Source organism: Ralstonia flatus, from assembly GCF_958439105.1.
Classification (GTDB): Bacteria; Pseudomonadota; Gammaproteobacteria; order Burkholderiales; family Burkholderiaceae; genus Ralstonia; species Ralstonia flatus.
Genome location: NZ_CAUDLI010000006.1, coordinates 361,935 through 381,608, shown reverse-complemented (window position 1 = coordinate 381,608; position 19,674 = coordinate 361,935). Strand labels below are relative to the sequence as shown.

Below are 19,674 nucleotides of genomic sequence, written 5' to 3'. Positions count from 1 at the left end.
TAGCAACAAGCCAGATCTATATGGACACCATTTCGAAGGCCAAACGCTCCGAAATAATGTCGCGCATTCGGAGCACGAATACCCAACCAGAGCTTGTTGTACGCTCGATGCTCCACAAGCTTGGCTATAGGTTTAGACTGCACCGTCGGGAACTGCCGGGTAGGCCAGACATAGTCTTACCTCGGCACAGAAAGGTTATCTTGGTACACGGTTGCTTTTGGCATGGCCACACTTGCAAGCTTGCTTCGCGGCCGAAGAGTAATCAACGATATTGGGCAGACAAGATTGCTAGGAATCAGTCTCGGGATGCCCATGCAATGGATCAGTTGCAGGTGCTGGGTTGGGAAGTCTTAGTGTTGTGGGAATGCGAGATCCGAGCACTGAGGGGAGTGCAAGAACGCATTGTCGCGTTCATGAATCAAGACGCCCACGCCCTTTCGAGACCTCTTGATGTGTGATCCAGTTAAGACTGCCTGTGCCCCTGTGCTGTCGCCCTCGAACTGCTGGCATCCCAGGGACATTTGGTACAACACCCAAACCAGGTGTCGGCTAGAATCCATCCATTTGTCATCAAAGAACCCCACATGGACGATCGGACGCTGAGAGGGTCTAGCGAGATAGCTATGGGAGATCGTTTTGAGGCGGCTCCGAATCAGCTTTTTAGTCGACGGCCCCAGGTAATTAGTTTTTTTTGTGGCGCAGGCGGCCTAGATCTGGGGTTTTCCCAAGCTGGTTTCGATATCGCATTTGCGGCCGACTTTGATGCCGCAGCGGTTGCTACGCATAACGCAAACAGTTCTGCCCAGACGGCCACACAAATCGATCTTAGCAAGATCACAATTCCTGAAATCAAGAGAAAGCTTGAAGCTGGGGATGTTGTTCCAGTTGGAATCATTGGCGGGCCACCGTGCCAAGGTTTTTCTCGCGCCAACACCCAGCGCTGCCATAGTGATCCACGCAACAACTTGGCAAAGCGCTATGCCTCAATGATTGTGAAGCTTGCGGACTTGTATCCCATAGAGTTTTTTGTTTTTGAGAATGTCCCCGAACTCCTCGCCAAAAAGAATTCTGGAATATTGGCGGGGTTGAAGCGCACGCTCAGCAAACGATTCCATCTTTATATTTCTTGCCTCAACGCTTCGGATTTTGGCGTCCCCCAGAACCGAGAACGAGTATTTCTTGTTGGGCTTAGAAAAACCCCCGGATGTAGGTCGACTTTCGAATTTCCAACGCCAACCGTCAAGGAAAAACGCACCGTGAGGGAGGCAATTGCCGCTCTCCCAGAACCCGCGTTTTTTGAGCGTGGACTTCGCCCAGAAGACGTACCACATCATCCCAATCACTGGACAATGCGACCTCGCTCGGCACGCTTTGGCTCAGACCTCGTGAGCGGTGGACGCTCTCTCATCAGACTAGACTGGGACAAACCGAGCCGCACAGTTGCGTACGGACATCGTGAAATCCACGTCCATCCCACCGGCTTACGTAGATTAAGCATCTACGAAGCCATGATGCTCCAGGGTTTTCCAAAAACTTATCGCCTGTGTGGAAATTTAAGCGAGCAGGTCACACAAGTCTCGAATGCAGTTCCCCCGCCAGTCGCCCATGCAATAGCAGAGCGCTTGGCGCAAGTTCTTCAGCTTAGGAATTGAATTCTTGCAGCTCTAAGGCGTCTACCGGCCACGACCTCCAGAACAATTGCTGCCGCGCATGTGAAATTAATAGAAACTCTGCCGAACGAGTGAATTACTAGGGTGCAGGATTGGTACGATTTGCGGCGCTGCGGTGTCCTTGTCGCCTCATGCCCCCTCAACAAAAAAAGCCAACCGATAATGGTTGGCTTTTTTATTTTTCCTATAAGAACATGTAGATGGATTCATAACCCGAGAAACTGCCCCTTGCCGGACAAGGGGTTCAAGCCAACCGGGGAAGCAAAAGACGAGAAAGTGGACGCATAACCCGAGAACTTCCTTCCCCGACCAGCTTCGATGCGCGCGGGAGCGCGCGATGGAACGGAGCCATCCCATCAGCAGCAGCCGCCAAGGTTTGTATTGGCCGCCGCAAGAATTGCGCTTGAAACGGGGCAATTTTAGCAAATTGCACTCGTCAGCGAACCCTCCTTCGATGCACGCCGGCGCTCCGGAAATGTCTAAGTTTCCGCAACTGGCCCACTATCGCGTCTAGCAAACTGCGATGGTCGTTTGGCGAGGCAGCTACCGAGTTGTCTCCCCCATCTCTACCCCGTCTCAGGCCAGTGATTTCCGTGGCCGGTCGAGACCCACCCGTCCGCCCATCACAACCCGGCCTGGAGGGTGTTCATGAAATCGACCCGCCTATGCCTCGCCTGTGGCAACGCGTTCCTCCCGTTGCCGCATGCTCCCCACCAGCGTTACTGCTCGTCGAAGGCTTGTCAGCGCGCACGCCGGCGCGACTGGCAGAACCATCGGCTCCGCATCGACCAGGACTACCGCGACAACCAAGCCCGGGCGCAAGCGAAATGGCGCGCCAGCCACTCAGGCTATTGGCGCGAGTATCGAGCTGCACATCCGGCGTACCGAGAGCGAAACCGCAGCATGCAGCGGATGCGCAATGCACGGCGGAGTTGCAGACCGATTGCAAAGATGGACGTCATCGGGCGCCGTTGGCCACTGGGTTCAGGCTTCTACGTGCTGTCTCATGCGGATGAAAGCAGCGTTGCAAAGATGGACGCGTGGACCGTCCACATCGCCGTGCTGTCTGCGCCGACCGGCCCACCGGCATGATTGCAAAGAGATGACGTGATTCTCATTGGCGCCGTGCCTGCTACGCTGGCCTCACCAAAGTTCGTTTTCGAACGCCACCGCCTGATGTGAAATCGTGGCGCGTGAGCATGAGGCCCCACACCCTCGGTGCCTGCCGCGGCCTATGCCTGAGTTGCGGAGTGAAAAATGTCATCCAATACCGCTGCTGCTGCAGTTGGAGCCGGCTCCTCTGGAGGACGGGCGGCGGAGTATGTCCGCATGTCGACTGAGCACCAGCAGTATTCGACCGAGAACCAGCGGGACAAAATTCGCGACTACGCAGCCCGCCGCGGATTCGAAATCGTCCGCACGTATGCCGATGAGGGCAAGAGCGGGCTCCGCATCGATGGGCGCCAGGCGCTGCAGAATCTCATCGCCGATGTGGCCAATGGCAAGGCTGATTTCTCGGTCATCCTGGTCTATGACGTGAGTCGATGGGGGCGTTTCCAGGATGCCGACGAGAGCGCGTACTACGAGTACATCTGCCGCCGCGCTGGCATCCAGGTGGCGTACTGCGCCGAGCAATTCGAGAACGATGGCTCCCCGGTTTCGACCATCGTGAAAGGGGTCAAGCGGGCGATGGCCGGCGAATACAGCCGAGAACTGTCCGCGAAGGTGTTTGCCGGCCAATGCCGCTTGATTGAGATGGGCTTCCGGCAAGGAGGACCCGCCGGCTACGGGCTGCGCCGGGTTTTGGTCGACGAGCACGGTCTCATGAAGGCAGAGCTGTGCCGTGGCGAACGCAAAAGCCTTCAAACCGACCGAGTCGTCCTGATGCCGGGTCCGGACAGCGAGGTGCGAATCGTCAACCTCATCTACGACTGGTTTATCAATGAATCGCTCGACGAACATGAAATCGCAGCGCGCCTGAATGGCATGCGTGTGCGGACGGACCTGAACCGGGAATGGACGCGGGCTACCGTGCGGGAGGTATTAACGAACGAGAAATACATCGGCAACAACGTCTACAACCGGGTGTCGTTCAAACTGAAAAAGCTGCGGGTGACGAACACGCCCGACATGTGGATTCGAAAAGAAGGCGCATTTCAGGGCATTGTGCCGAGCGAAACGTTCTACACGGCGCAAGGGATTATGCGAGCCAGGGCGCGTCGCTACTCGAATGAGGAGCTCATCGAACGATTGCGCAACCTGTACCGCAGTCGCGGATTTCTGTCCGGCGTCGTGATTGATGAAACGGATGGCATGCCTTCTACATCCGTGTATGTGTACCGATTTGGCAGTTTGATTCGCGCCTACCAAACCGTCGGCTTTACGCCCGGCCGAGACTATCGATACATTGAAACCAACCGCTTCCTGCGACAGCTGCATCCGGAAATCATCGCGCAAACGGAGCGGAAAATCGCGGATTTGGGCGGCACAGTCATACGCGACCCGGCGACCGACCTGCTGACGGTCAATGATGAGTTCACGGCCTGCATCGTACTCTCGCGCTGCCAGGCACATGACAATGGCCGCAATTACTGGAAGGTGCGCTTCGATACAAGCCTCCTGCCGGACATCACGGTGGCGGTGCGACTCGACCAGACCAATGCTTCGGCGCTGGACTACTACCTGTTGCCGCGTCTGGATTTTGGACAACCGCGCATCCACCTCGCCGACCAGAATCCAATCGAGTTTGAGAGCTATCGCTTCGATACGCTGGACTACCTCTACGCCATGGCTGCGCGTGCCCGGCTCAGGAGAGTGGCATGAACTCGCAGCAGCTCGGCGAAATCCGGATGGTCCCCGTCGCTCAGATTGAAGTCATCAATCCGCGCGAGCGCAATGGTCGAGTGTTCAAAGAAATCGTCGACAACATCAAGACCATCGGTCTCAAAAAGCCTATCGTGGTCACGCCGAGAGCGACGGCCGGCGGCATCGAGAAATACCTGCTTGTCTGCGGTGAGGGACGGTTGAAGGCATTCCGCTCGCTCGGCGAAGAAACTATCCCTGCACTCGTTGTAAGCGTGAGCGACGAGGACGCGTTCGTCATGAGCCTGACGGAAAACATCGCGCGCAGACAGTGCCGCCCGCTCGAACGGCTGGCCGGCATTCGGCAATTGCAGGACCAGGGATACGCGCCGAAGGTCATTGCCGAGAAGACAGGCCTGACACCCACCTACGTCCAAGGCATCCTCACCCTGCTGCGCCAGGGGGAAGAGAGACTCGTGGTGGCGGTGGAGAAAGGCCTCGTCCCCTTGAACGCGGCCCTCACGATTGTCGGGGCCGGTAACGACGACGCCGAAATCCAAGCGGCACTCCAGGAGGCTTATGAGTCGGGAAAATTGCGGGGCAAGCAATTGATGAACGCTCGCCGCGTCATCGAGCGCCGAAAAACACTCGGGCGAAGCGCCGCCCGCAATATGACGCACAAGTCCGCAGCGGTCACGACGTCCAGCCTGGTGCGGACGTATGAGCGCGAGGTGGAGCGTCAGAAGGCCATGGTGAGAAAAGCCGAATTCACGCAACAGCGGTTGCTATTTGTGGTCGGCGCCTTGCGACAACTGTTTGCCGATGAGAACTTCGTCAACCTGCTGCGTGCCGAGGGCTTGGCTAGCCTGCCGAAGTACCTTGCCGAGCGCGTCTGGCCCATCGGAAATGGCACATGACTGGCATAACTCTAGGGTTCATCCCCGAGCCGCTGTCCGTGCCCGTCGCCAGCATCCTGCCGTCACGCAGAATACCGGCGCCTGTGCTGGAATCGCGCAAGTTTGAACAGATAAGAACCTCCATTGCGGAGGTCGGCCTCATCGAACCACTCTCTGTCACGCCTGCAGACCAGTCAACCGGGCAGCATGTCCTGCTGGATGGGCATCTGCGCTTACTGGCTATTCAGGACTTGGGATACGAGCAGGTGGCCTGCCTTGTGGCCACCGATGACGAGAGCTACACGTATAACAACCGTGTCAATCGGCTGTCGACCATTCAGGAGCACTACATGATACGGCGCGTCATTGACCGAGGCGTCTCGCCCGAGCGATTGGCGAAAGCGCTTTCCGTCGACGTCTCTCAGATTATAAAAAGGATGTCGTTACTGGACGGCATTTGCCCAGAAGCCGCCGAACTGCTCGGAGACCGGCAGTTTTCGCCGGAGCTGGTTCGCGCCCTTCGCAAAATGAAGCCCACGCGCCAGGTCGAATGCGTGGAGCTGATGGTGGCCGCGAACAACGTGTCAGTCTCGTATGCCGAGGCGTTGTTGGTGGCCACGCCAGCGGCGCGTCTTGTGGACGGAAAAAAGCCGCACAAGCTGACCGGCGTCAGCCCGGAGCAGATGGCGAAGATGGAACAAGAGATGAGCAATCTGCAGGGGCAGTACAAGCTCGTGGAACAGACTTATGGTCAAGATGTATTGAATCTGGTGCTTGCGAAAGGGTATCTCGCCAAGCTCCTCGAGAACGAATCGGCGCGGCAGTATGTTGCCCAGCGCCATCCGGATTTGATGGTGGAGTTCGAATCCATCATTGCGACCATTTCTCTCGACCAACAGCAATCCGGCGTGGTCCTTTAGCCGAGTGCGGACGCGCCCCCAGTCAGAGCATCGTCTTCGTCCTCGTCCAGCCCCAGCAACTCCTCCGTCGACAACGCCGCAGGCTGAGCTGCAACAGGCAGTTCCTCAACGTCACGCAATTTCCGCTGAACGGCTCTAGTTCTGCGGCCCACCTCTTCAAATTTTTTGGCAGCGGCGTCAATCGATTTCTTGGTGGCCTCAACGATGCCGCCGAACTTTTGAAACTCGGTCTTCACGCTACCCAGAATCCCCCACACTTCTGACGACCGCTTCTCGATTGCCAACGTGCGGAAGCCAAGTCGCAAGCTGTTCAGCATCGCCGCAAGCGTCGTCGGCCCGGCCACTACGACGCGATGCTCATTCTGAAGAGCCTCGACTAGGCCGGGGATACGAGCAACCTCCGCAAACAGTCCCTCGGTAGGCAAGAAGAGAATGGCGAAGTCTGTCGTGTGAGGAGGACTGACATACTTCGTCGAGATTTTCTTGGCTTCGGCTCGGATTGACGACTCGAACGCGGTCGACGCTTGCTGGATGACCGCCTTGTCCAGGGAGTCGTGTGCGTCCTGCAACCGTTGGTAGTGCTCGATTGGATACTTCGAATCAACGGGCAGCCACACCGGCGCGTCATCGCCCTTCCCCGGCATCCGAACGGCGAACTCGACGAGTTCATTGCTGCCGGGCACCGTCTTGACGTTGCGGGCGAACTGCTCAGCCGTTAGCAGGCTCTCCATGATGGCACCCAACTGCACCTCGCCCCACGTGCCTCGGGTACGGACATTAGTCATGACTCGCTTCAGGTCTCCCACGCTTCCGGCAAGATTCTTCATTTCACCCAAGCCGGCATGAACCTGTTCAAGCCTCTCGCTGACCAACTTGAAGGAGTCGCCCAGCCGCTGCTCAAGCGTCGCGTGGAGTTTCTCGTCGACGGTCCGCCGCATTTCTTCAAGCTTGGTCGTGTTGTCTTGCTGGATGGCAGCCAGGCGTTCGTTCAATGCCGTGCGAAGCTGCTCTGAACTGGTCTGCGTTCCATGTGCCATAACACCGAGTTGCTGCGCAACAGCCTCTTGCAACGTCGTGAATTGGTTCCGAATCTGGTTGCCATTGCCCTCTAGCTGCTCCTTCAAGGCAGTGGCCATCACCCCAAGCTGATTGGTGATGTCTGCCTTGAGAGAGTCAAGGGTACCTCGTGTGGACACCGTGAGGGCCTCGAAGCGCTCCTGGATGCGTGTCTCGAACGCCGTCGCACTTTCGGACAGAGTCTGACGGGACTTCCCAGTTTCCTGCGCCACAGTACCCAAATGCTCGGTCATTTCAGTCCGAAACTTCGCCAGCGCTTGGGACGTCTCAGTTCTAGCATTCGCTGCGTCGGTCTGTGCCTGGGTGAGCAAGTCCATCAGCGCCTTGCTGGAAGCATCAAGCCGGCCCGTGAGCGCGATTTGCAGCGCCTCGAACCGCGCTGCCAGCGATGTGTCAAACGACCCGAACCGCTGCTCGAGCTTTGTCTCAAAGGCACTGAATGCGTTGGTCAGCTCGGTGCGGCCGCTTCTCGCTTCCTCTAGCGTCTGCCCCAACTTCTCGTCGACGACCTTCCGGCTCGTCTCAAGGCTTTCCGCCGTCGTTCTCTGCAGGTCGGTCACGCGCTCGCCAACGCTGCTTGAAAGCGCTCCAATCTGCTGCCCCAAACGCGCCTCGAAAGCCTGGAGGCTTGGTTGAGCTCCGCACGACCGTTCCGAGCCTCAGCCACCGTGCGCTCGAGCTGCTCATCCATTGCCTTCTTGGAGGTGGCCATCGCACCGGCGGTTGCCTCTGTGAACCCGCGCAGTTGCTGCTCGATGCGCTGCATGCCGCCCTCGTTGCGAGAGACTGCTTGCACCAAGCTCTGGGAGGACTGTTCGAGCAGTCCCAGCCTCGCATCGAGGTCCGCGGGCATCTCAAACTTTGGTTTGCGTAGCAACAGCGCCAACAGCAGCGCCAGCGAGACAATGCTCAGCGCAACGAGCACGTAGAAGACAGTTTCGGCCATGTTATTCGTAGGTTTCCATTGTTCTTTCGAGGTCGCCGCCGCGTAGAGGGGCGCTACGGGTTGATTTGCTCCTGGTCAACAAACCTTGCGTAGAACTGCAGCGCGGGTATCAGGTGGGCGTCCGCGTAGGCACAACCGGAGGTGCCCAGCGCCTTCTGCCCTTGCTTGTCGGCGGCTTCCGGTGAATGCCCCTTGCCTTCTATGAGAGCGGCCAACATCTGGGAGTAGCCTGGTTCCCAAGCCGTGAGGCCCAGAAAACTTGCACGCATAGCAGACAGGATGCGCATGCCAGACCAATCCAGGTCCCCCCAGAAGAAGGCCGGAATAGCATCTTTTCCAAAGAGCCAGGCCTCGAAGCCATCTCGAAGGTTTTGACTGATGCCGCCGCGCGCCGCGTAGAAGAGAGAACAACCATCCGGCGTGCGCAGCCGCTGAGCACTTCCCTTGAACCCTGACGCGTAGACCAGCGCCAGTCCGTCGAACGCCGAGCTCGTCGAGCGAATAGCGCGCTCGAAGCTCATGAGGTTCTCAATGAACAGCACGCCCCGGCAGCCCGTCGGCGGCAGGAACACCTGCAGCTGAATCGGAGAATCCGGAAACGGGCATTCGTCGACACCTAAGACTGCAGCGACAAGGTTCTGCCGCTTGTCCAGGACCTTCGACATGCCCCAGAACAGTTGAGAGGAGACTTCGCGGAGCAGCATGGGCTTGCCGGCAAGAGCGGGAAGCTCGTTCAGCCGCCCGACAACCTCCGTCATGGTGTGGTCAGGCATATCGATGCAGAACTCCGAGACAGCCGCCTTGACCTCTGCGCTCCCCTGGAGACCATCGCGGACGGCCTCGCGCCAGCGCTCGGCTGCGGACTTGACGCGCTGTACGCGCCCAACCGTCCTTCTCACTTCGACCTCGTTGGCAACCGTGACGCGCGGCGAGTCGGCATAGCCTGAGCGGGACCCGATGGCCGCGGTTGGCTTGACCGTGAGCCACCCCCAACGCACCAGCTGGACCGCGTGGCCCCAAAGCTCTTCCTTTTCCGATTCGCGGTGAGCTTTATAAAGAGCCGGCCAAGTCCTTTCCCCAAGAGCGACCGACTGCGTACGAGCGCTTCCTCTTTGCTCGGCAGAATCCATTCGGTCCACAAGGAGGTTCAGCAACTGCTGAACAGACGAAGACTGAAGCCAAAGCGGTTGCTCCATCACTTTTCTGCTCCCGTGGCCTCTTCAGGCTCTGCCGCATCAAAGAGCAGCTTGGCCTGTTCGCGAACCTCCTGACGCTGCGCTTCCCAGACCTCGCGCATGCGGTCCTTCTTGAAGATGCGTTCGTCGCACTCCGAGACGAAGTCGATTTCGCCGTTGCCTGGCACGTTCATCCGACTGAAGCTGAACTCGCGGTCGAACTCTGGGCGCAGCGCGCCAGCGTGCTTGGTCGGCATCGCGCTGACCAGCTGCAAGCCCATGCTGTCTCGCAGATACCGCAGGACGGCGCGTGCACGCGGCTCGTCCATGCGAGAGAAAGACTCGTCGCTAACAAGCAACTTCAAGCTGGCACCCTTATCGAACAGGCGCAGCCGGTTGGTCACAACGGCGGCGCGCACAATGTACGCCGGCGTCTCCAACTGGCCACCGGAGCCCGTGCCCCACGTCGACAGGGCGATGCGGCCACCGCTGTCCGAGTCATTCCAGATTTCGTAGCGTCGGTAGTTGCGGTAGTCTGCAATGCGCAACAGCTCGCGCCCCGCCCTGTCCTGGTCTTGGTCCAGTAGTAGCCCGACCAAACGGTCACGGACCTCGATGTGCTTAGGCGACAGCTCCGTCTCACCGAACAGGTCGACGGCATCCGGCGAATCAGCCAGTTCCGCAACGGCGGAAAAGAAGGCGTAATACTCCTGGAATTCGGGCTCCCACTTCGACCAGTCAATGCTGAAGCGGTCGGTGCCGAACTTCAGCTTCTCGAGCTCGACGTTCAACTGGCGCAGCATTCGCACGCCTTCGTCGACCTTGCTCTTGATTTCAACACAGAACTGCTTGGTGAAGACGTCGTGAAAGGAGCGTTCTGCCTCCTCGACCTTGGCGCGATTGTTATACAGGCCAATGCTCTCAAGCTCGTTGTGAAGCGTGCTGACCGAGCGCCCAAGGAGAACCAGGGGACCATAGTAGGGGTCGAAGGACGGCGCATCCGTAAGGTGCGGCAACGCAGCCTGAAAGCGTTCGTCAGTACGAACAGCAGCGTTGTACTCCGCCAACATCTCGCGCACGTCGCCCAAAAGCTTTTCGGGTTGCGTACGCAGATGAGCAAGCCGAGCCTGGACGGCAGGGATTTCGTACGTGTGAGACGCAATGATGTCGTCCACCTCCTGGGCCATCACCGTGTACGTCTTCTCTGAGTTCGCTTCGCAAAGGTGCTTCAGGCGGCGAATCTGGTTTTCGCGCTCTTGGAAACGAGCGTCCCGCCCCCCTTTGATACGTTCGATGACGCCTTCCGCAGTGGTTATGCGCTGCTCGGCGAGCGTGACCGTCCTCTTTGCCGCCTCAATTTCCAGGTCATGCGCTTGGATGAGGCCTTCCAGGCGGGCCAGTTCCGTCCGCAGCTGTTCGACCTCGGTCAAGTCAAGCTGCGACAGCGACCGCCGCGTGGCGTCAATGTCACTTGCGTGCTGGGCCAAGGGCTGGGCGTCGAACGTCGGCTCCTTTAGCGTAGTGAGCAACTTCCGAAAACTCTCCAGAGTGCCTTGAGAGCTCTCCAGCTCCCCGATTTCCTTGTCAGCGGCCACCAACATTTCAGTGGTGTGCTGCAGCGCCCGCTCACGAGCCCTGCGGCCGAGCACAAAGTCCCGACGTTCGCAGATGAACATCGTCATCGCACCGCTGCCCTTGCCATCCTGGGTGAGGCCGCGCGGGGTGCGCCGCAGCTCTTCGGAGTCCGCCACCTTCACCACAGACCCGAACTGCTCGATGAGATAGGCCCGCGCGATAGGGTGGTCGGTGCGCAACTCGTGAATGATGGAAGTGCTCGGCACACGAGACTGGTCGGCACGCTCCAAGCATCGCTTGCCTTGAACGACCTTCGAGCGCGAACCCCAAGACTTCAGAAAGTCAATCGTAGGGGCTTCCCACTCAGGCTTGACGATGAGGTTAAAGCGCGCGCCGTCCATGTAGCCCTCGATGGCACCTTGCCACTCTTCGGACACCGGCTCAACGAGGTCGCATAACACCTGGACACCAGCGTCGGCGAACCTCTCTCGAATGCGCTCTAGCGCGAGAACGGTGTCCCGGTTGTAGTTGCCCGCGCCGGCCGCAAGTCGTTGCTTACGGGCAGCCAGCTCACCGCGTTCCCTCTTCGCGGTCTCGACGCGCTGGCCCAGCGATGCAGATTCTGCGGCAACAGCCATCAGCACACTACCCTCGGCACCAACTAACGAGTCGTGCAACTGGCTCAGGCCGGCGTCGATGCCGTCAAATGCAGAGGCCAGCTGAAGCAGCTTCTCTACTGATAGGACGTCATCACAGTTCGCATCGTCCACGAAATTGAGCAGCCCGGCTAACCGCTCCACATTGGTAGATGCAAGGGCCTCGGCTACGACATCTACAGACGCGCGTAACCTTGGGAACTGCTCCGGCACCGGCCGCCCAGCAATGGCGTCGCCGGTGTTCTTGATGTTCGCCGCGGCAAGGAGACCCGCATTCAGCTCAGCGAGCTTGGCGCGCGCGGCCGACGTCGCCCGCTCAAGACGCTCGTCAAGCGTCTTCTTCTCGGTGTGGGCCGGAATGCCGCTTAACTTCGCTGCAATATGAATGCGGCCGCTATCAACGTTGCGCTTTAACTTTGCTTCGGTTTCGGCCTTGAGCTTGTGCTGGTCGACCAACGCTCTGTCGTCCTTGATTTTCTCCAGCTCCGAAGCGATGCGCTCTTCGTCGGCAGCCAGCTGCACTTTGGCCAGGAGCAAGTCATATTTAACCTGTTCCTCGAAGCTGGCGGTCGTCTTGCCAATAACCTCCTTCAGCTCACGAAGTCGAGTGACGGTCGCTTCAATGCGCTTGCCTTCAACCTTCAAGTTTGTCACTTGACGCATCAGGTCACTGATGCGGGTGATGCTCTCCTGCAGTAGTTTTCCATCGAACTCGAGGATGTCGTCCCGGACTAGGTCATGAACCGAGCCGATGGGCTTGTAAGCAATCGACTGCGACCATGCCCGGGCCGCGTTCTGAGCCTCGTCCCAGGGAATGGACACGCGCCCGCGGAACCTGCCGTAAAGCCCGCTTAGGTAATCGCGCTTGTGGTCGTCGTAGGTAACGACCTTTGGGTACCGGGCCTTCAACTGCCTAACGATGTTTTCGACCGGCACACAGACACCTTGGTCCATGTCTTCAAAGAACTGTTCGACCGACAGCGCGGCGTCCTCGATGATGACCAGGACGAGACGTTCCAACTTCGCGTCTCGCCTCTCTCCTGAACCGTCCACGCGGGCCGAGGCGGCTACGAGCGCAGTGAACATCTTGGCCGAGCCGTCCTCGGGCCCTGGACGAAAGACCGCCGCGAGGTATCCCTGGGCACCTGCCGGCCGAGAGAAGAGGCTGTACTCGGCGCCGACCACGAAGGATTCAAGGGTGCGTTTGGATTTTCCACGGCGATGGTTTTGCTGGACTTCCTCTTGGCCAGGGTTGTAGGCCACGATACCTTGGTAGGCTGCCGTCATGATGGTCTGAAGACCATCGAGCATCGTCGATTTTCCTGCACCCGTTGGACCCGTGAGCAGCGTCATGTTTCCCAGCTCGTAGTTGCCGGGCTGCAGCTGCCCCCAATTTACAAGCACCAGGCGGTCGAGCTTCATTGGTCGGTCGCCTCCACGGACGTTTCTTGGTCAACTACGCCTTCCGCTTCCAGAGCCGCACTCAGCGCGTCGTTGGACACGATGCCCAGGATAGTTGGCCGGATAGCGAGCAGCGCATCTTCATCTGAAATCGAAAACTCCGCTGTGTAGCTGAGCAGGCGATGCCGCTTCAACTCGGCCAGCAAGGCCATCTTGTCGCCCATGCCGTTCGGCAGAGGACGCTTTAATTGCGTCTGCATGGTGGCCGCGATTTCCTCGAAGCTCACCAGCGCCTCACCCTGGGGCTGGATGTCGCCCGTGTTGAGCTTGTTCTGATACAGGAAGCGCAGCGCAAGGGCCATCGCAACAAAGTCGGGAGATACCCGAGCCCGCAGCGATGGCGTCGGCTCCAGGATGTCCTCAGGCAGCCCATCGACTACGGCGCCCGCCACGTAGAGGCGATAGAACTGGTTATTGCTGTCGTGGTGCAAACGGAACCCGGCGATGTCGAAGTAGTCCTCCAGCAGGCCCTCGACGCGCCTGGCGTCGTCATACAGCTGCTGCTCAACCCGGTCCTCCTCGCGCACGATGGCACCGTAGGCCATCAGGCGGTTGATGATTTCCCGGAACCGGTCTGGCTTGATGTTGGCAAGTGCAATCTGTTCGTTGATGTGGGACAGGAGACTCATTTTTTGAGGTCAATCTCGTAATCGTTGCCGCTGTAGAGCTCGTTCTCCAAGCGGGTGGGCAGCTTCTTGACGGACAGGTCTGCGCCGACCTCGCTTCGAACCGCCTCCACTGCCTGCATGGCACGAAGGGCGTCGCGGGCGGTGGCCGTTGGGAGCGCTGAAACACGAATGGGATGTTGAAAGATACGCAGGTCCCGCCGGAGCAACTGGGCAACCTCTTCGTTCGGGATGGAGAAGGCCTCCGCCTCGGCGCGAGCCATGGCTGCAGCCAGGCGCTCTTCGCGAGAGGGTCGCGGCCGAACGGAAATCGTGACCGCCTTTCGGCGCTGGGCGGCCGTCCGAAGCTTGAAGCTCGCGGGGTCCAGCAACCGCACCTCTGCCGGCGCCAAGAACTGCCCGATGTGCATGAGTAGCTGGTCCTGTTGTTCCTTGGGGACCTCTGCGACCTGCTGAATCGCTGCTAGGTAGGCATGTCGGGTCTGGCCTGCGCGCAACATCATCGACTGCAGCGCCAAGCCATTGACCCGCTTCAGGTAGGTCTCCATCGCTTTCAGGAAGCCAGGCTGCTTCGACTGGCACGCAGCGTCGACGATGTCTTCAATGCGGTTCAGGAGCCAGTCATAGACGGATGAGCCGACGTGCTCCTTCACGGCCCAATGAGCAATGTCTCTCAGCTGTTCGTCCATCCGATTGAACTTGGCTTCGGTGACGAGGCGAAGCCGCTCCAGCTTCTGCACGATGGCCTGCCGGTTAAGCGTTGCGTTATCGGCAGTGAGCTGCTTGGAATAGTCACGCTGGAAGCGGTCCAGGAACTCGACAAACTCGCTCCATTGCGTTTGCACCGAGGCGGTCTGCATCAGGTGCCGGACCAGCTCTTGGAAGTAGTCGATGCCATCAGTCAAATCCTCGATGACTTTCTCGGCGTACTCGTAAGCGTCGACCAGGTCGTGCGCGTCCCCGCGGTCGGACAGCGCCGCGTCCAGCGCATTTCGACAGCCGCGCATGTTCCGTTGCCGGCTGCGGCTAGGGCGGTCCAACGACCAGAGAGCCTCGGCGAACAGCTTCCCCGGTCGAGAAAATCGGAAGGCCGTGACGAGGCCGGTGCGGTCGGCGAACTGCTCCAGCCAAGCATCAGTTAGCAGTGCCCGGATGACCATGCCGACGAGCGCCTGCGGGTCATCGGCTTCCGCACCGCTCAGCTCATCGTCACCACCCTCTTGTGCCTTGACGCTTTGGTACTGTCGAACAACCGGCAGCAGGAGCTCACGCAGCGCATCCCGCGTGAGGTTGTGAGCATAGTCGGCCATGGGGCCGTGTAGTCGGTCGTAGAGTGCCCGCAGGCATGCAGCCACGAGCTCCCGGCGGGAGCTGTTGAGGGGACGGAAGAACCGCTGGCGCTCCGCCTCAAAGAACACAGGATGACCCGCTGGTGGGGTCATGGGTTCCGGCAACAAGTCAGACACTATCAAAGCAGATTGCTCCCATCAGCGTCGCTTGTTACGGCATCGAAACCGTCTTCCGGTACTGGCGTCACATCGGCAAAGACGTCAGCTTCTGGCATTTCTACCCCCGTTGCTCTGATAACCACTGATGCAGCAGCTGCACTGAACCGCTACCGCGCGTTGCCAATTGAAGACGCGTTAGAGTGCCGCCTTCTCCTCGATGAATCGATTCATTCGCCCCGCCAACTCGTTACGCCGGAACTGCAAAAAGTCCCGATAGCGTTCGGTAGCCCAGAGAGCCGAGTCGGTAGGCACGCATTGACTACTGAGCGCCTCTTGCCCTTGCTTTTTGACGATGTCCGCCAAGTAGCTAGATGCATCCTTGTTGCTGATGCGGCGATTCGTCTGGCCGGTAATAAAGGCCATGTTTGCAATTTCGTTGATTTCTCCAGTCTCGAAGTCACCTTTGAGAAGGGACTTGGGGATGATGTGATGCCACTGAATGAAGTGCAGCTTGCCCTGATGCGTCAGCGAAAGGCCTAGGCCGCTATACCAGTCCTTAGCACCCGAGGCTTTGAGTGCAAGGTACGCGAGGGAAAACAGTGGGCTGTTGACACCACGGCCAGCGAGGTCTGTAGGCTCAATATGGAGGCGGCCGAACTGACGTTTCACTGGTTCCATCAAGGCCGCAATGTCTCCAGTGCGGAACAAAATCGCCAAGTCCTCATTCAACAAGGTCTCGGTCGACCCACGCGAGTAGCGGCCTCGCGCATTCGCGACCAGCAACCAGTGCAGCAAGCGGCTTTGTTCATCGGCGGTGAGCTTGTTGTCCTTGATGTGACTCACTACCGCCAACGCGTGAATAAACATGGGCGAAGACAGTAAGGATTCATCTTCGATGCCTGCGTTGGCACGCAGAAAGTTGATGGCAAAGCGCAGCCCCGCCTTTGCCTGCTCCCAGCCTACTCGTAGCTTTTCGACTGGGATACTCGCGACACGATGGAACAGGCACTGTTGGGTCGAGAAGACTACGATGGCACGCACGAACTGACCCAGTTCGATGTTGAACCAGCTTTCCTCGCATTCGTCCTGGAATTGCTCGAGCTCTTTCAGGAGGTTCGGCCAGCGCGACGTCATCTGGGCAAGCGCCAAGTCGGAGGAGCGAAGTTTGGCCCCCAGTGAATTGACTCGCACGAAGATTTCGGTGACCTCCTCATAGCTCATGCCACGCTCGAGTACGTGCACCACATAGTGATACTGCTTAATGGCGCGTAGCTTTTTGAGGCGGTCAGAGTATTTCTGAAAACGAGGGTCCGAGATTGACTCAATTCCGGCCCGCCCGAGAATCTCCGCATCGTTTGCGTTGCGAAAAACTTCACTGACAGATACCCACTGGGGCAGCGAGAGCAGCGTTTTGCTGGCAACAACAAACGTCCGACGATTGAGTTTTTCTTGCAGCGCCTGGTCGCTCTCCTCGGCGTCTTCCGCGTCGTCCGAGAGCTCATCGTCGGGTGTTACGGGCGACGCCTCATCGCTTTCGACCTCAACGATGTCGGTCGGGGGGCCCTCCGGGTGCTCCAGGTTAAACAGAATATCAATGGGCCTCTTCCGCCCTCGCACCGATACGGGTTCGCCATTGAGCACAGCGGTAAGGGAAGTCAGTCGTTGCTGACCGTCCAGCAATAGCTTGCGCCCAGCAAATGCGCTGAAGTCCTGCTCAATCGCAAAATCCCTGGTTGGCACGGGCTCGTCGGTTTCCCACATCAAGATGGAACCGCTGGGGTAGCCACGATAGAGCGAATCAAGCAAGTCGCGGACACGCGTTGCTCGCCAAACGTAGTGCCGCTGAATTTCCGGGAGCCTCAGCTCACCGCGTTTGTACATATCTACTAATGTGCCAATCGGAATGTTCTGCTGTTGCATTGTTGGGCTTGTCTGAACGGTGAGAGATGGCCTTTCGGCGAGGAAAGTCCCGCGCTACCCCGGTACTTCCGAAGTAGCGCGATGGCGAAGCTTGAGGCAGCAGGTGGCCATAACAACGTCAATGAGTGCGCAGATGAGCGAGGAGCTGCTCGGTCGACAGCGGCCCATAAATGTGCTGCCTTTCCCGGTATCGGGTGATGGCCGCCTGTGTCCGCGGACCAGGATTGCCATCTGCTTGTCCCCTCAGATAGCCGCGCGCAATAAGCAACCGCTGTATGTCGCGATACATTTCTGCTTCCGTTGGGCGTACGACGGGCATTGTGGCAACCACGGGAGGGAGCCAGTAGGTGCCAAGAACGTGAAGTGGCGAACTGGGTCGGACATGCTGGACAAGCCAATTCGCCGCCGGTGCCGCCGCATCACGAACGCGAGGCGCCCATTGGTATATGCCAAGAACCCCATATCCCGCCCCAAGCATGCCTACTACTGCTCCGCTCAGGCACGCTGCCTTTAACGGTGCCCAGTTTCGACCGCGCTGGCGGTATGACTTGGGGACACGTCTGCGCGCGACAGCGCTCACACTCGCACTGAGTGCCCATGCGGCCGGCGAAACGATGAGCGCTCCAAGCACTGCAGCGATGACCCCCAGCATGATGCCGCCGATGACGCTGCCGGCGGTCAGGGTAGTTCGCATATAAAAGGAGTCGGCGCCGAATGCAAAGCCCAGGACAATGGGTATTGCGACAACTAGACCCCAGGCAACCTTGGAGTTCGCCGGCGAGACCTTGTCCAGGACCTTTCGGATGGACTTTCCAATGGCTGCCGACGTATCGGCAGAGATGAAGCCTCCAGCGACCTTCTGGAGAGCAGCGCCGCTGTCGCCCAACCGGTCTTTTGGCAGTTGCGCAATCTCCCTGAGCCCTGCATCCAGCACGGGGACAGCACAATACTCACCGAACAGCCGCCGTGCCTGTCTCCCTGAAAGACGCTTCGTGTTTTGGGCGCTGACGGCACGAGCCAACTCTGTCGCCAGCAGTTGGTCGAAAATGGGCGGCGTCACAATTGAAGTGGCTCGAGAGCCAACGCTTGCGACCATGTATGGCGTTGCCTTTACGCCGACATCCAGCTCAACGACTTCGGCCTCGCCAACGTAATGCACAACCCAGTTGTCCTCTTCGTTGTAGCCGGTTTCGGCGAGCTCGAGTGGAACAAGTCGACGGGCATGCTGAGGACCATATCGGCGTAGTGCGTGTGTTAGCGCAGCACCAGAGAGCCCTGAAAGCGCAGGCACATGCCAAGCCGGCTTAGCGATAGCTTTCACATGCGTGGTATCGGTAAATCGGCCGTGCCCATCGCAAGCACGACACCGTTGTTTCCCGGACCCGCCGCAACTTGTGCATACGACCTTGCCGAAACCACCGCATCCACCGCACGTTTCCGTCACGGATTGGGTGTACGACTCGTTGTGGCGTCCGTTCCAGCGTGTGCGCGTCACCATGCGCGTGTGTGTGCCACCGCCACCGCAACTCCCGCAGCGACGCTTTCCATTGCCTCCGCAGCCCGAACAGCTGACACGACCGTCACCGCCACACGGCTGACAAGACCGGTGCACGGTGAAGGCGCCGAAATCATGGACCAGTTGGTTCTGACTTGAGTGTTCAAGCGAATCCGCGTCATCCGTATCGATGCGCTGCATGAAACGGCCACGCAAGTCGCGATTGTTATGAGCCTCCCGGCAGAGTCCCGACACATGGGCGTTCAGTGCTGACGCGTTGTAGCCGAAATGTCGCTCCGCAATGGCAGCGTTGCCGGCTACAGTGTTTTCTGTGAGCTCATGGTCGAAGCACCAGGTCACCAAACAAGTTGCCATGTAGCGCTCGTGGCGCTCTTCGGAAACAGTGAGTTCCTTCTGCTCAAGATGATTGCCAACAAGCAGTTCGCCCAGTGAGTCGAACAGCTTTTTTCCAACTGCGGTGCGCAAAACGGAGGACATTGAGACGAGGTGCTGATGTCGTTATGATTTCGGCCAGGTTATTCGATGCTGGCCGTGTATTCGATTATCTGTACGGCCTGGGCCACTCTCCCTTGTCACGAGGAAGGTGACACGACTGAGGCCCGACATTCGTGATTTTTCGCAAACAAATGATTTATCGCCCATCCCGGCGATTCTTGTAGAGAAACGTTATAAAGTTCTCTTCAGCCCTTGCGGCACCCCACCCTGGAGGGGGTACGCCTCAGCGGAGTTCATACGCCAAGCGACCTCCGACCACAGCCCATTCGTTCGTATTAGCCCGACGGAAGGGAATTCCATTGAAATAAATAATAATTAATTCTGATTTAAGCCAAACAATCCTCGAGGTGAGGCTCGTTACAGCACATTGTGTCGCGGTTACTGCCGAGACCCCGGTCTTTCGCGAAAAATTTACGAGCCCGGATTTGCCATGAACCGCAATTGCCACTGAACAGTTTTCAATGCCGCACTCTGCATGCAGGTCGCAGTGG

14 protein-coding genes are annotated in these 19,674 nt (G+C 58.6%); 6 read left to right on the top strand and 8 right to left on the bottom strand.

Annotated features, from left to right (window positions below):
* Positions 1-20: 20 nt before the first annotated feature.
* The 6 genes from R2676_RS16400 to R2676_RS16375 all read left to right on the top strand — a co-directional run bounded on the left by R2676_RS16400 (position 21) and on the right by R2676_RS16375 (position 6,288).
* Positions 21-458 carry a very short patch repair endonuclease gene (locus tag R2676_RS16400; RefSeq protein ID WP_206272404.1) on the top strand — a complete coding sequence of 146 codons (438 nt, stop codon included), beginning with the start codon at positions 21-23 and terminating at the stop codon, positions 456-458.
* A gap of 126 nt (positions 459-584) precedes the next feature.
* Entirely contained in the window at positions 585-1,652 is a 1,068-nt protein-coding gene (locus R2676_RS16395; RefSeq protein ID WP_316857355.1) for a DNA cytosine methyltransferase, read from the top strand.
* Positions 1,653-2,318: 666 nt separating this feature from the next.
* On the top strand, positions 2,319-2,762 hold the full coding sequence (locus R2676_RS16390; protein WP_206272406.1) for a hypothetical protein: 444 nt from the start codon (positions 2,319-2,321) through the stop codon (positions 2,760-2,762).
* A 165-nt stretch (positions 2,763-2,927) separates the two neighbouring features.
* On the top strand, positions 2,928-4,493 hold the full coding sequence (locus R2676_RS16385; protein ID WP_206272407.1) for a recombinase family protein: 1,566 nt from the start codon (positions 2,928-2,930) through the stop codon (positions 4,491-4,493).
* Complete coding sequence (locus R2676_RS16380) at positions 4,490-5,389, top strand: plasmid partitioning protein RepB C-terminal domain-containing protein (RefSeq protein WP_206272408.1); 900 nt, start codon at positions 4,490-4,492, stop codon at positions 5,387-5,389. The genes R2676_RS16385 and R2676_RS16380 overlap by 4 nt, the downstream gene beginning before the upstream one ends.
* A complete protein-coding gene (locus R2676_RS16375; RefSeq protein WP_206272409.1) occupies positions 5,386-6,288 on the top strand; it encodes a plasmid partitioning protein RepB C-terminal domain-containing protein in 903 nt (300 codons plus the stop codon). Before R2676_RS16380 ends, R2676_RS16375 begins: the two co-directional genes overlap by 4 nt.
* Here the strand turns inward: R2676_RS16375 and R2676_RS16370 are convergent.
* From R2676_RS16370 to R2676_RS16335, 8 genes are all read right to left on the bottom strand, one after another.
* The gene (locus tag R2676_RS16370; protein ID WP_206272482.1) at positions 6,285-7,682 is read right to left on the bottom strand and encodes a DNA recombination protein RmuC; all 1,398 of its coding nucleotides are present in this window, start codon (positions 7,680-7,682) and stop codon (positions 6,285-6,287) included. The two genes, R2676_RS16375 and R2676_RS16370, sit on opposite strands and share 4 nt — an antisense overlap.
* A gap of 239 nt (positions 7,683-7,921) precedes the next feature.
* Positions 7,922-8,311, bottom strand: a complete 390-nt coding sequence (locus tag R2676_RS16365; RefSeq protein WP_206272410.1) for a hypothetical protein — start codon at positions 8,309-8,311, stop codon at positions 7,922-7,924.
* 53 nt (positions 8,312-8,364) lie between these two features.
* Entirely contained in the window at positions 8,365-9,507 is a 1,143-nt protein-coding gene (locus tag R2676_RS16360; RefSeq protein WP_206272411.1) for a DUF2220 family protein, read from the bottom strand.
* The gene (locus R2676_RS16355) at positions 9,507-13,139 is read right to left on the bottom strand and encodes an SbcC/MukB-like Walker B domain-containing protein (protein ID WP_206272412.1); all 3,633 of its coding nucleotides are present in this window, start codon (positions 13,137-13,139) and stop codon (positions 9,507-9,509) included. Before R2676_RS16355 ends, R2676_RS16360 begins: the two co-directional genes overlap by 1 nt.
* Positions 13,136-13,807, bottom strand: coding sequence for a DUF4194 domain-containing protein (locus R2676_RS16350; protein ID WP_206272413.1), 672 nt, complete (start codon positions 13,805-13,807; stop codon positions 13,136-13,138). Before R2676_RS16350 ends, R2676_RS16355 begins: the two co-directional genes overlap by 4 nt.
* Entirely contained in the window at positions 13,804-15,114 is a 1,311-nt protein-coding gene (locus R2676_RS16345) for a Wadjet anti-phage system protein JetA family protein (RefSeq protein WP_316857353.1), read from the bottom strand. Before R2676_RS16345 ends, R2676_RS16350 begins: the two co-directional genes overlap by 4 nt.
* A 333-nt stretch (positions 15,115-15,447) precedes the next feature.
* Positions 15,448-17,172, bottom strand: a complete 1,725-nt coding sequence (locus R2676_RS16340; RefSeq protein WP_206272414.1) for a GmrSD restriction endonuclease domain-containing protein — start codon at positions 17,170-17,172, stop codon at positions 15,448-15,450.
* Between the two features lie 118 nt (positions 17,173-17,290).
* Positions 17,291-19,165: a hypothetical protein gene (locus tag R2676_RS16335; RefSeq protein ID WP_206272415.1), complete on the bottom strand. Its 1,875-nt coding sequence runs from the start codon at positions 19,163-19,165 to the stop codon at positions 17,291-17,293.
* Positions 19,166-19,674: the final 509 nt, after the last annotated feature.

Coding starts and splice junctions, on each gene's coding strand:
- R2676_RS16400 (WP_206272404.1), top strand. CDS start 21: ATGGACACCATTTCGAAGGCCAAACGCTCCGAAATAATGTCGCGCATT.
- R2676_RS16395 (WP_316857355.1), top strand. CDS start 585: ATGGACGATCGGACGCTGAGAGGGTCTAGCGAGATAGCTATGGGAGAT.
- R2676_RS16390 (WP_206272406.1), top strand. CDS start 2,319: ATGAAATCGACCCGCCTATGCCTCGCCTGTGGCAACGCGTTCCTCCCG.
- R2676_RS16385 (WP_206272407.1), top strand. CDS start 2,928: ATGTCATCCAATACCGCTGCTGCTGCAGTTGGAGCCGGCTCCTCTGGA.
- R2676_RS16380 (WP_206272408.1), top strand. CDS start 4,490: ATGAACTCGCAGCAGCTCGGCGAAATCCGGATGGTCCCCGTCGCTCAG.
- R2676_RS16375 (WP_206272409.1), top strand. CDS start 5,386: ATGACTGGCATAACTCTAGGGTTCATCCCCGAGCCGCTGTCCGTGCCC.
- R2676_RS16370 (WP_206272482.1), bottom strand. CDS start 7,682: ATGGACTTGCTCACCCAGGCACAGACCGACGCAGCGAATGCTAGAACT.
- R2676_RS16365 (WP_206272410.1), bottom strand. CDS start 8,311: ATGGCCGAAACTGTCTTCTACGTGCTCGTTGCGCTGAGCATTGTCTCG.
- R2676_RS16360 (WP_206272411.1), bottom strand. CDS start 9,507: ATGGAGCAACCGCTTTGGCTTCAGTCTTCGTCTGTTCAGCAGTTGCTG.
- R2676_RS16355 (WP_206272412.1), bottom strand. CDS start 13,139: ATGAAGCTCGACCGCCTGGTGCTTGTAAATTGGGGGCAGCTGCAGCCC.
- R2676_RS16350 (WP_206272413.1), bottom strand. CDS start 13,807: ATGAGTCTCCTGTCCCACATCAACGAACAGATTGCACTTGCCAACATC.
- R2676_RS16345 (WP_316857353.1), bottom strand. CDS start 15,114: ATGGCCGACTATGCTCACAACCTCACGCGGGATGCGCTGCGTGAGCTC.
- R2676_RS16340 (WP_206272414.1), bottom strand. CDS start 17,172: ATGCAACAGCAGAACATTCCGATTGGCACATTAGTAGATATGTACAAA.
- R2676_RS16335 (WP_206272415.1), bottom strand. CDS start 19,165: ATGTCCTCCGTTTTGCGCACCGCAGTTGGAAAAAAGCTGTTCGACTCA.